This window comes from Sporosarcina sp. NCCP-2331 (assembly GCF_023707945.1).
Lineage (GTDB): Bacteria > Bacillota > Bacilli > Bacillales_A > Planococcaceae > Sporosarcina > Sporosarcina cascadiensis.
In genome coordinates, this window is record NZ_BRCD01000006.1 from 108,020 (window position 1) to 120,185 (window position 12,166).

Annotated in this window: 7 protein-coding genes; 2 read left to right on the forward strand and 5 right to left on the reverse strand. The window is 45.3% G+C overall.

Annotated features, from left to right (window positions below; translation table 11 throughout):
* Positions 1–382 precede the first annotated feature (382 nt).
* Together NCCP2331_RS05295 and aceA are read right to left on the reverse strand one after the other, a co-directional pair.
* Positions 383–1,552, reverse strand: a complete 1,170-nt coding sequence (locus tag NCCP2331_RS05295) for a pyridoxal-phosphate-dependent aminotransferase family protein (RefSeq protein WP_251669102.1) — start codon at positions 1,550–1,552, stop codon at positions 383–385.
* Between the two features lie 219 nt (positions 1,553–1,771).
* Positions 1,772–3,052 (reverse strand): isocitrate lyase, encoded by a 1,281-nt coding sequence (aceA, locus tag NCCP2331_RS05300; RefSeq protein WP_251669065.1) that lies wholly within the window; start codon positions 3,050–3,052, stop codon positions 1,772–1,774.
* Between the two features lie 209 nt (positions 3,053–3,261).
* Between aceA and NCCP2331_RS05305 the strand changes: the two genes are divergently transcribed.
* Entirely contained in the window at positions 3,262–3,927 is a 666-nt protein-coding gene (locus tag NCCP2331_RS05305) for a LytTR family DNA-binding domain-containing protein (RefSeq protein WP_153722083.1), read from the forward strand.
* Between the two features lie 34 nt (positions 3,928–3,961).
* Here the strand turns inward: NCCP2331_RS05305 and NCCP2331_RS05310 are convergent, their stop codons facing one another.
* The 3 genes from NCCP2331_RS05310 to NCCP2331_RS05320 all read right to left on the reverse strand — a co-directional run bounded on the left by NCCP2331_RS05310 (position 3,962) and on the right by NCCP2331_RS05320 (position 9,745).
* Positions 3,962–5,110, reverse strand: coding sequence for a polysaccharide pyruvyl transferase family protein (locus NCCP2331_RS05310; protein WP_251669066.1), 1,149 nt, complete (start codon positions 5,108–5,110; stop codon positions 3,962–3,964).
* 126 nt (positions 5,111–5,236) lie between these two features.
* Positions 5,237–7,513 (reverse strand): phosphodiester glycosidase family protein, encoded by a 2,277-nt coding sequence (locus NCCP2331_RS05315; protein ID WP_251669067.1) that lies wholly within the window; start codon positions 7,511–7,513, stop codon positions 5,237–5,239.
* Between the two features lie 765 nt (positions 7,514–8,278).
* Positions 8,279–9,745 carry an O-antigen ligase family protein gene (locus tag NCCP2331_RS05320; RefSeq protein WP_251669068.1) on the reverse strand — a complete coding sequence of 489 codons (1,467 nt, stop codon included), beginning with the start codon at positions 9,743–9,745 and terminating at the stop codon, positions 8,279–8,281.
* Positions 9,746–9,950: 205 nt separating this feature from the next.
* Here NCCP2331_RS05320 and NCCP2331_RS05325 point away from each other — a divergent pair, with 205 nt between their 5' ends.
* A complete protein-coding gene (locus tag NCCP2331_RS05325; protein WP_251669070.1) occupies positions 9,951–11,975 on the forward strand; it encodes an S-layer homology domain-containing protein in 2,025 nt (674 codons plus the stop codon).
* Positions 11,976–12,166 lie beyond the last annotated feature (191 nt).

Below are 12,166 nucleotides of genomic sequence, written 5' to 3' on the forward strand. Positions count from 1 at the left end.
CCGGAGTGGAAGGCAACCTAAGTACGCCGCGTCCTGCGGCAACGGTTGCATGACTCACTTCGTGTGAGCCCGCGGCTAATACCACTCGGGGAGGATCAGCCCGACAGGTGAGACAAATAAAGGGAGCGAAGCGAAAATAGCGTGCAGAAGGAACTCTGTATTGCCTTAATTTCTGCAAAGAGCGCAGAAATACGGCAAAGCGAACCCTTCGCTGTTCGCTTGGCTCACCGCGGGCCCGTAAGACACGCGTCCGCCTGGAACGCAGGGGAACGGTCTTCTACCCAATTACCTATCTTTAAACTGCCTTAAGATTCTCTGGCAATGAAAGCTGAATTACAAAAAAATCCGGAAGAGAGATTTTTTCTCCCTTTCCGGCTTTTTCTCATGCAGTTACCTGACTGATTTCATTCGCAAACACTTGCTGGGCCTTGGCGATATCCACTGTGTGCCCCATTTCATTCAGCGTCTCGCCAATCTGCATGACGGCTTTCTCCAGCATATCCGCAGTGGTGTTACCCATATGCCCGATACGGAACGCTTTGCCTGCCAGATGTGCCAATGAACCGGAAAGGATCGTGCCCTTATCCGCCATGGCTGCACGGAATTTCGCATCGTCCACGCCTTCCGGATATTGAATACAGCTTAATGTCGGTGCTGCCACTTCTTCAGATGCCAGTGCTTTCATGCCATACACAGCCAAACTTTGTCGCACTGCACGGCCGAATGCTTTATGGCGCTTGATGCGCTCTTCCATGCCTTCGTCTAGTACGATGCGCAGCCCTTCTTCCAACCCATAAATCAGATTCACGGCAGGTGTCGCAAAATATTTAGACGGGTCATGCATAACAGGAATCCAGTTATAGATATCACAGTAATACGCCTGCACTCTTTTCATTGCCGCACGCGCGTCCAAAGCAGACTGATTAAAGGCAACGAGCGCGAGACCCGGAGGCACGCCGATCGCTTTTTGTGATCCCGTTAAGACAATATCCAGTGTATTGCCCGCTCCGCCATATTCCCTGCTCATATCTTCATCCATCGCCGTTGTCGCACAGACACCGTCGACAATTACTAACGCGCCGTGCTTCTTGATGACCGGTACGATCGCTTCCAAGTCAGCTGCTACACCAGTAGAAGTGTCAGCATGCGTGACCGTAACGGCCTTGTAATTCCCTTCTCCCAGTTTTCGATCAATCTCTTCAGGAGAAACCTGCTGTCCCCATTCCGACTGCAATACCTCGACTGCAATACCGAAAGCCTGTCCCAGCTTAATAAAACGGTCACCAAAATAGCCCTGACTAACCACGAGGAGTTTTTCTCCTTCTGCAATCGTGTTGACGATGGCCATTTCCATTGCAATCGTGCCTGAGCCCGCTACGACGAAGACTTCTCCGCCGGTATTGAAAACTTTTCGAGTCTGGTCAATCGTATGTTTATAGATCTGGACGAAACGCGGATCTGTATGCGATCGTGTTTCTCTCGTCATTGCATCATAAATGGAATCTACTACGGGCGTCGGCCCCGGGATTAACAGCATTTCTTCATTTCTCATCATCTAGTTCCTCCTCATCAAGTACCTGCCTTTAATAATAGCAAACTAACAGAATTTTTCAAACGAATTAAAAGAAGAGAATTGGACTCGCATCCAATTCCCTCCCCCTCTCACGACATCTACTGGAAGATGAGGTGACCCCGTTATCATATAAATACCCCTTTTATTTAAACGAACGTGAAATTCCCCAAAGTCACATTCGGCGGTTCCTTCAGTCAATTAAAACTGTGCTGTTTCAGTAGAACCAGACATAGCAGTTGTTGAAGATTGACCTTCAGAGATTACTTGTGCAACTTCGTCAAAGTAGCCCGTGCCCACTTCGCGCTGGTGACGAGTAGCTGTGTAGCCTTTTACTTCATTATCAAACTCCGCCTGCTGAAGCTCTGAGTAAGCGCCCATGCCGCGAGTTTTGTAGCCGTGTGCCAATTCGAACATGCTGTGGTTCAATGTGTGGAAACCTGCAAGTGTAACGAACTGGAACTTGTATCCCATTTTACCAAGCTCAACCTGATACTTTTCAATTGTTGCATCATCCAGGTTCGCTTTCCAGTTGAATGAAGGTGAACAGTTGTATGCCAACATTTTTTCAGGGAACTTCGCGTGGATTGCATCTGCGAATTCCTGTGCTTCTTCAAGTGACGGGTGAGAAGTTTCACACCATACCAGGTCAGCGTATTCTGCATAAGCAAGTCCGCGTGCGATTGCTTGTTTGATACCCGGCTTAGATTTATAGAATCCTTCAGGCGTACGCTCTCCCGTCAAGAACTCTGCATCTACTGGATCGATATCGCTAGTAACCATATCAGCAGCATCAGCATCTGTACGAGCGATGATTACTGTATCAACACCCAGTACGTCAGCAGCTAAACGTGCAGCAGACAGGTTGCGGACTGCGTTTTGAGTCGGAAGAAGTACTTTACCGCCCAAGTGTCCGCATTTCTTTTCAGAAGCCAATTGGTCTTCCAAGTGAACACCTGCAGCACCTGATTCGATCATGCCTTTCATTAATTCGAATACGTTAAGCGGTCCCCCAAAACCAGCTTCCATATCCGCTACGATCGGTGCGAACCAGTCAAATCCGTCTTCACGGCCTTCTGCATGGTCGATCTGGTCAGCACGCTGAAGTGCCTGGTTGATGCGTTTAACAACTGCAGGTACAGAGTTTGCCGGATATAAACTTTGGTCAGGATACATTTGTCCTGCAAGGTTTGCATCAGCCGCAACTTGCCATCCGCTCAGATAAATTGCCTGCAGACCGGCTTTAACCTGCTGTACTGCCTGATTCCCTGTCAAAGCCCCCAGTGCATTGACGAAATCTTCTTCATGAAGAGATTTCCAAAGGCGTGCAGCTCCTTTTTCAGCCAGTGTATTTTGAATCAGCAGTGATCCGCGAAGCTTTACGACGTCCTCAGCAGTATAGTTGCGTTTGATCCCTTTCCAACGGCTATCCTCAGCCCAGCTTTTCTCCAGTTGTGCAATTTGTTCTTGTCTTGTTGACATATTCTTCACACCTTCCCCTTTTTTAAACGTGTAACCGTTACAACTGTTTCATAACAGTTATCTTCGTTATGTATTACTATATAACAGCGCATCAGAATTGTCAGTTCATTTCGACAAAAAGGCTTTTTTAGCGGATGAAAGAATGGTAGAATGGATGAAAAGGAAAGAGAATGGGTTGAAACTATAAACAAAGGGGTTTATGTGAATCTATGGAAAATGTTGATATCCCAAAGAAAATTCTGAATCAATACGCAACGATTTTAGATGATTGGGTGCCTAAAGATGCCTCTATTGCGATCGCGATCAAGGATCGTTACATCTATTATGATCCAGGCATGCATGACATTCATTTAAAAGAAGGACAGGATATCCAGGCAGGCAGCATTGCAGAAGTGACGATTAAAGAAAGACGTAAAGTAGAGGTAGTAATGGATAATACACTTTACGGAATGTCTTATTTCGGGATGGGCTACCCCATTGATGTCAAAGGGGAACCGGGTGCACTGATCATTATCCTCCCGCCGAACTTCCATGTGCTGAAGAGGGATCAGCTTCAATTTTTGACCGGCAAACGGGAAGATGAATGGTATCCGATTCCTATAGAACAGGTAACATATGTGGAGAGCCTGCATAAAAAAACTTGGTTCTATACGAATGCCGATCATTATAATATTAGTTTTACTTTAAAAGACCTGCAGCTCCGTCTGCCAAGATTCTTTTTACGGATCCACCGCTCTTATATTATCAACATGAACGGTATTGAAAAAATTTCAAGGGATTTTTCTTCCAACCTCGTCATTACATTGGTAGACGGCACAGAACTTCCCGTCAGTCAGACTTATATAAATGAAGTGCGCTCCATGCTGGGATTTTGAGTAAAGAAAAAACGTATGAAACTGAATTTCAGTTTCATACGTTTTTTTTGATTGCTTCGGTAAATTGACGTGTACCGCTCATTGCTTCTTCATATAATTTCTCAGAAAGTTGCGCCGTCTCTTCACAAGTTTTCTTCCAGTCTCCCGCTAAATATTCGTATGCCTTGGTGAAGTGTTCATCCGATTGATGCATGTCTCCGATCGGAACCGCCACATTCCCCAAATTCGCAAGCTTCATGAAGTCCGTCACTTTGTGATGGTAGCAGACCGCGATTACCGGTGTTGCCGTACATGTCGCTAAGATTAGTGAATGCAGTCTTGTCCCGATCACCAAGTCCTGAGATGCCGTAATATCCAGCAAATCATCAGGCAGGAGATTTTGGTCGATGACGGTTGTATGATCGGCTTCCTTCATTAAAGCTTGAATATCCTTCGTTACGTCCGCGTCCTGCGGGAATTTTGTAGCAAAAAAAGTAATCTCAACCGGACGTGCAGCAGCGAGCGCGTCAAGATTCCTGGCCATTCCTTCTATATACTGTTGATAGATTTCTTCTTTACTCTCCGGCCAATAGCCGCCATGATAATACGGAACTGCGGTTACCCCGATTTTTATCGGTTTCTCCGATGACTCTTTCCGTTCTCTTTTCAAAGAAAATGCCGGATCTCCGATTACCTGTACTTCTTTCTTTACACCTACAGACTTCAATAAATCTGCAGATTCCGGATCGCGCACGGAAATGCTGTGCGCATGCCTGCTCATATACCGAATAAACCATTTCCCTAAATCGCTGCTCAGCGGACCGGCGCCGCAGCCATAAATGACATAAGGCACACCGGCATTTTTCGCCATCATCGCATACGATCCGTATAAAGGTGCTTCCCGCTTATACAGATCCATCAGAATCCCGCCGCCGCCGATAATGAGAAGATCAAATGTCTTCACGACTTTCCTGTTGTTCATATAAGTCGCACCGAATGTTTTCACCGCATTGCCCTTTTTATAATATAGCGGTGCACTCATCACCTGATAGCGTTTCGCTGTTTGTTTCGGATTATTACTGAACACCGTAATGACGTCGCTTGGAACCTGGAACACTTTCTTCACTTGAGTAATGATGCTCAGTAAAATTGCTTCATCTCCGTTATTGTCATTCCCATAGTTGCCTACGATTCCTATTTTCACTTTCATACATCCTTTTCAGATCATTTGCTTTAAGTATAGCAGAGCCTTCTTTTTTATTGTATCCAAATGAAAGAGAAGCCTCCAAATCAACATATATCCCATTGATCTAGAGGCTTCATACTTCATTTACAAATTCATGCTTCTATAAAGGAAGGCACTGAATTGTGCACGGTTGACCGGAAGACCAGGCATGAATTTCCCTTTTTCATTCCCCGTTGTAATTCCGTGGTTCGCCAGAATATGAATCTGTTTATATGCACCGTGCTGAGGGGATACGTCGTTAAATTTCTTGGCAGACTCCCCTTCCAGCTTATAAGCTTTTACCAAAATCATTGCCATTTGAGAACGGGTAAGCTCGCCTTTCGGATCAAAAGTTCCATTTGCATGGCCGCCTACTATATTCGCATTTGCGATGGCATTGATTTCATTATAATAACGATGGCTTTTCGGCACATCACTGAAGCTGTGTTTCGCATTTTCTGTCGGTTCCAAGTTAAAAGCACGGCTTAAAATGACAGCTGCATGCTCTCTGGATAACGTATCGCCGGGATTAAATTTGCCGTCGATGTCTCCGTTAATGACACTCTGGTCGCGTAAATAATAGATCTCTGTTGCATAAGCGTACGATAATGGTACGTCTTTAAATAGTTTTGTTACGTCCGGCTTTTCATTACCTGACGGCGGTGTCGGATTAGGCGTTGGATTAGTTGTCGCATTGGACTTCACTTCGACCGGCACTGCAATCGTTTTGGTTCCAAGCGTTGCATTAACCTGGCCCTTGCCAGCCTTGCTGGCAGTGAAGATGCCATTTGCTGTAACAGATCCGATATCACCTGTCACACTCCAAGTTAATTGATTGGCATTATAGATGATCGGTTTGCCCGCTGCGTCAGCCGGTGTAGCTGTAAAATTAATCTTACCTCCAGGCTTAACGCTTGTGGCAGATGATTTCACCGTCAGTCTAGCCGGCTCTGCAACCACTTTAACAGGGAATGATTGCTTTGCGGTACCGTAATTCACAATGATTCGGTCATCGCCTGCTTTTACTGCTTTATAAGTCAGACCTGTACCTTCGACAGTTCCTTTAGTGGAAGTCGTTTTCGCCTGAGACGCGATCGGTGTAATAGGATTGTAGTGGGCATCCAGCACATGATTAATTTTAAAATCTGCCGTTGCGCCAACCAGCATATCACCAATTTTCGAACGTGATACACTGACAATAGCCGGTTCACCGGTCGGCGCGGTGCTCACTGCTTCTACAATTGCAGAGATATTGCGCTGACTCGCATTTGAAGTACGGTTGGCCAGGACCACTTGATTGCTGCCGTAATTACGGATGCCCATCGTCGTGGATCCGCCGCCGTCAAAATTCAATGCGCGGTCGTACCCTTGAGAAACCAGGTAGTTGGCGAACTGTGTTAATGTCATGCCATTACTGTAGCCTGAACGTGAATCTACAGTCACCAAATGAACCTGCTTCTTATCTTTACTGATGGCGATCGCGGTTCTGGCTGTTCTAGCCGTTGCACGCCAGTTATTTGTGTCCATTGTAATATGACGCTTTCCGTCTTTTACCAGCATTGGTCCGCTCGCCATCATGAACTCGGAATCTTTCCATTTGTCATCGATTGATAGATTCAATGAAACTGCATCTCCGACATTTACTGACTTAAAGCGATCCAGACCTTTCTTGCCGTGGACAGAAATGACAAAGCCGTTGGAAGGGATCTTAATTGGCGCCTTCTCTCCATAGCCACGGACTTGCACGACTTTCCCCTGCGTTTTTTGTCCGTAGTGAGTAGACTTAATTGCAGAATCTGTTTCTACAACGAGCTCGGTTCCGAATTCATTGGAACCCGTCGTATTTTTGACGTGCTGCGGTGTAAAGATAATCGTTTCATCTGCCTGGCGCTCGCGATTGAGGCCTGTCATTTGATAGGTATTGCCATTCACATCTACTTGAATGCCTAAATTAAAGTTGTCGATTTCCGCCTTGCCGTCCTTTGTGACACCAAACGCAATCGGATGGCTCACGTAGTAGGAGTTGGAGCTAGAAATTACTCCGCCGTTGACAATTTCATTTCCTTGGGACAGCAAGTACATCGGCATGCCGGTTTTCATGTCAAAGAATGAAGCGTTGACCGCTCCTACTACACGGTTTCCTTCTTTTGAATCACGGTTTGCTAATGTAAGTGTAGGCGCTGTTTTGGCTAGCGGCGAAGGGACACCCATTTTGATTTTTGTATATGGATCTCCAAGGTCTACAGCTAGGTGATTTATGTAACTGCTTCCGGAATATGTGTTTTGAGTATATTTGACTCCTGAAGAAACTGGGTAACTAGTGACGGTTTTCGTGTTGGCTGATGCTCCAAGCGGTAAAGATATGAGCATAGCTGCTGACATAGCGGTCACTGCAATGTTCCGTTTTGTGCGTGACAGCAAATTTTGTTGATTGATAACGCAACTCCATCCTTCCTATTTCAATTCATTCTATAGTTTACCAAATCGAATAGGAGATTACTATGTAACGTTAGGACGAAAAATGTTAGATTCTTTGATTTTGTATTGTTTTTTGCAGGTGATGAGGTGGTAAGAGGTAAGTGAAGGCATGCCGTTTCCCTGCGTTCCGGGCGGACGCGTGTCTTGCGGGCCCGCGGTGAGCCAACTTGGTCGCTGCGCTCCCCTAAGTTGTCATCACCTGTCGGGCTGATCCTCCCAGAGTCGCCGCCCTGCACTCCGGTACATTAGTATTCTTATCAATACTTTGTAAGTGCATGGTCCTTTGATCAAAGTATGATAAATGACTAAAACAAGTTAGTTTATGTAAATTAGAGACTAGGAAATATAAGGTATTTTAACTGAGTACAGAGCGATAACCATTTTGATTTAAGACCTTTGCCAATAAAATCGATAAGTACACGCTATATAAATATTTCCATCTATTTCATTTTAGAAATTACACGTAATTTGCACAGAATTCCATGCCAGTGCACCGGAGTGGAAGGCGGCGACTCCTGCGGGGTCTAGCGCGAATGATGAGGCCCTGGACGGAGCGCAGCGGAGGAAGCGGCTCATCCGCGCCCCGCGGAAAGCGTCCGCCTGGAACGCAGGGAAACGGCTCCTTATCTACCACACCAAGTATTAACCAAAGAAAAACTGCGGATGATGTTACTTGTCCGCAGTTTGTGAAGTATTTGATTGGATTCTGGCGAGGGCTGTGAATGTGCCCAGGAGAATGAAGTAGAACAAGGTGTACATCTTCAGCTCCCAGATATTATAATACATGCCCGAGACACCGGTTGAGAACCAGAGGGCGATCATGAAGACGCCAAAGTTCGTATGGCGCGCCTTCCAGAAATACCGCAGCATGGCCAGCAGGAATACCGCAAAGATCAGCACGCCGATGACGCCGGTTTCCGCGATCACCTGGATGTATTGATTATCTGAATAGAAATACTTGCCGCCGTAAATATCGGAATTAATTCCGTAGTGATCATAAATCGGTGAACCGTACGAAAGTGTGGCAGATCCTCCAAATGAACCGAAGCCCGTCCCCGTAACAGGATGATCTCCGAAAATCTCGAACCCTTTTCTTATATAGAAGAAACGTCCGCTTTCCGTCATCAGCGCCAAGTTCTTTTCGTCAAAAGTCTCGCCAAATCTGCCGCCGATGCTTCCAGGCCCTGGCTGTTGGATATCCATACCGAGTTCCTGAATATAATGGACCGCTAGATTGGCCGGATAATAGATCAGGACAATCGAGACAATGCCTGACAATACAAGCCTTTTCAGCAGATACCATTTTCTCGTCATTAAGATGAATACCGCGCCGAAAACGATTGCCGAAATCCATGTGCCCCTTGAATATGTCAGAACTAGTATTCCTAAAAATAGTACCAATAGTATGCGCATCGTCCATTTATATTTATTGGCCTGATAAACGTGCTGCAGGTAAATCACGCCGATGATGCCGAAAAACAAAGATAACGCCAATGAATTCGGATTCCCTGTCAGACCATAAATCCGCACTGCATTCGTCGCAGACAATACCTTATACTTCCACTCGTCGGGCAGTAAAAACTGGCGCAGTGATAATTTTTCAATCAAACCGTGCAATGACATGACAATATTGAGCCACACCGTCACCCAGGCAAGCTGCTTCAACCATTCATTCGTCAGTGCCATCCGTGAAATGGTGTAGTACAGCAAATACATAATAATGAAAGTCCGAATTTGGAAGATGACCGCAGTCGTTGCGACATCATTCATCAATCCGACAACAGAGCCGAATAAAATAAAGGCAAAATACGCCCATTCAAACCATTTGAACGTAAATAACGACCGGATATTGTGTCTGAAGCGGAACAATGTCCAAGCAAAGACGACCAATATAATCAGATCCCCTATCAATTTCGTGCCGCTGTTCACTTCAAGTAAGAACGGCCTGATATTGACATAAATCACTAGAAACAGAATGCTCTGCCGGGGCTGTATGATAGAAAATAAGACAAAAAATAAAGCCGTTCCGAGTAATGCTATTTTTGAAGGCAGAAGCAAGGCAATCAGCAACACTGCCACTGCAATCAGTAAAGTAACCGTAGACTGTTTTTCTATTCGCTGTATCCATTTATTCATTTGATTATAAATCCCTTTCTGCGCGTGCTTGTTCCTTGTTGCATTATATCACTATCTTAGACGTAATGGTAAAAGCTTTCGTTGCATCTTTTCGAATTAAAGTGATTTTCTTCTATACTATGAATCTCTTAATATGCCAAAAGCAACTTACTACTAGTAACATTTTCTGTTACAATAGTGGGAGATTTATAGAGGGGGTTTTGATTTGAAACGATGGTTTACACTATTTACACTGCTGCTTCTTGTAGTTTCTCCGTTTTTCGCTTCAGTTGCAAGCGCAAATGACTTTAAGGATCATCAAATGGCAGAGGAACTTTCCTATTGGGTCGGAAAAGGTGTAATTCAGACCGATGCGAAAGGAAATGTCTCTCCGGATCGGGCAGTTACACGCGGCGAATTCGCTTCTTATCTGGCACGTTCTTTGGAGTTGCCAGTCTCTACGAAATTTACGTTTAAAGACCTAAAAGCCGGCAATTCGCGTACGATTGAAATTCAGAACGCGGCAGGCGCAGGGATTCTCGGCGGCTACCCGGATGGATCGTTCAAGGCAAATCAGCAGATTACCCGACAACAAATGGCGGGCATGATCTACAAAGCTTTTCGTTACTTAAACATTCCCGTGCAAACAACAACTGTTACATTTAAGGACAGCAAGAAAATTTCCCCGAATTTTGTTGGAGCGGTTTCTGCTGCATCTAACTTGAACATCATCCGTGGAGACCAAGGCTATTTCAAACCGACAAATAATGCAACGATCGCTCATGCATCTGCATTTTTGTTCAGAATGTTTGCAGTTGCTGACCAGAAGAAACCTTCTGATCCAGACGCTCCTCCGATCGATGCAGTGGATCCAGAAGTGTATAAAATCAGCTCCATTTCAAATGGCCAGCTACAGGCAACAAACCAGTTATTTTCCAAATTCGAGGATGCATTAGCTTCGTATAATGCGTCCTCTTCTGTGCAAGCTATCTCACAGAACAATAAAATTATTAAAATGAAATCTGGACAAGTATTTGCTGCAGAAAATCCAAAGCAATATACTTCTTTATATAGTGACACAAGCTTTAAGAAAGAAGTAACCTATATTCAAAAAGGCTATGAAATGGATTATATCGGCAGCAGTGAAGACCGTGTGATCGTTGGACTTGGCGGCTATACATACTATGCGAAACATAGTGAAGTCGACCTAGTACCGACACAGCTGTCAGAAGGCTCGAGCTACTATAAAGTAACAAATGACGGATTGCTTGTCCATTATCCGTATTACCGTACATTTGATGCCAAAACGAAGAAGTATACAGGCAGATACGCAGAATATACGGTAGGTCCCGCTTCATCCGCCTTCAAGCGCGGCCAGTCGTATACAAGCAATGACGGTGTACACTTCAAAGAAAACGGCAGCCGTACGGAATTGAAGTATTATCCATACTTCCAGTTCCAGTCAATACGCCAGCCTTCCACATACACAGGACAAGAACTGGATCGTTTCATTGCTTCCGCTCTTGCCGGACGCGAACAGACAGGAATCGCACGCTATAAGAATGCAACGAAGACATCGAAGTTAGTCGGTCTCGGCACATACATCAAAGCTTCGGAAAAACTTCATGGCGTCAACGCAATGTTCATCTTAGCGGCTGCAATCCATGAGAGTGATTATGGAATGAGCGCCAACGCGCAGACTAAAAACAATATCTTCGGCATCCGTGTATTCGATTCTTCTCCCGATAAAGGGGAAATCTATGCAGATCCGACGAAAAGTATCGACGCATTCATTGGCCGCTACATGAATTTGAATTACGCTAACCCGTTCGGCGCGTATGCCAATGGTGCAGTGCCAGGTAATAAAGCAGTCGGCTTCAATATGAAATATGCTTCCGATCCATTCTGGGGCAGCAAAATTGCAGGCCATATGTGGAGAATCGATCAGTATTTAGGCAATAAAGATGCCAATCAAGCAGAACTTGCTTTCATTTCCTATACAGGTTCAGCCGATGTTAATATTCGGACAAGCCCGGAAGTGCGCAATTCAAGCAATATCCTATTCTCATACAAAGCAAAACATCCCGGCGAGCTTTCAGCATTTGGCTATCCTCTCGTCATTGTAGACCGCGCAAACAGTGCAGACGGCTACGTTTGGTATAAAGTGCTGGCTGATACAAATCCGGATTATCAGTCACCAAGTGAACCATACGGCTGGATCCGTTCAGACTTGGTTACACTTATTAAATAACAAAATAAAGCGTTTCTGGAAGCCGTAATTGCCTCCCGAAACGCTTTTTTTAATTAATGTCTAACAGTGTCGCAGTACAGCGCGCCAAAAAAGCAGCAAGCCGCACCAAAACGTTTCATCCAGAGCCGCGCATTTCCCCTGGCCCCCCGAGCCAAACAGTTCACGGAACGCACTAAACCAGTTGTTCACCG